Source organism: Microbacterium umsixpiens (assembly GCF_053543675.1).
The window spans coordinates 4,734-5,251 of the sequence record NZ_JBLVOH010000138.1; the positions used below are offsets into that span (position 1 = coordinate 4,734).

Annotated in this window: 1 protein-coding gene; it reads right to left on the reverse strand. The window is 71.6% G+C overall.

All coding sequences use genetic code 11. The annotated features are described in order from the left end of the window. The coding region (locus tag ACNPM4_RS13960; RefSeq protein WP_448986053.1) for a DUF1990 family protein at positions 1–518 on the reverse strand (518 nt) is incomplete at both ends.

The following is a 518-nucleotide window of genomic DNA, read 5'->3' on the forward strand; positions in this document are numbered from 1 at the left end:
CTCACGACGACGGCGCTTCACGAGCGCCGGCACGGTGCGGTACAGCAGCGCGTGCGGAGCGTCGAAGGCGCGGACGGTGAACCAGACCTCGTCGTTGTCTTCACGCCAGTCCACGTCGAAGGACTCCTCGCCACGGACGACGGATCCGCCGACGGTGCCGAGGACGAAGCCGATGCGCCGGGTCTCCTCGGTCACCGAGATCACGCGCAGCTCCGCGTCCGCACGCATGCTGCCGACGCGACCGCGCAGATGAAGAGTCATCCCCGCGCCGACGAAGGGCATGCCCTCCGCGTCGTAGCGGGGCTCGACGTCACGCTTGCTCGGCGCGATCGGGTTGCCCTCCGCGTCGAAGCTCACCCCCGCGTAGGCGGGGCCGGGCGCCGGACGCACGTCTTCGACGGAGAGTCCGGCCGCGCGCTGCGCCGTCCACGAGAGCAGCGCTTCACCGGCGGTCTGGAAGCGCTCGCTGCCGCTACCGATCCGCCAGGATTCCTCCGCCGGGATGCTGCGCTCCGGCG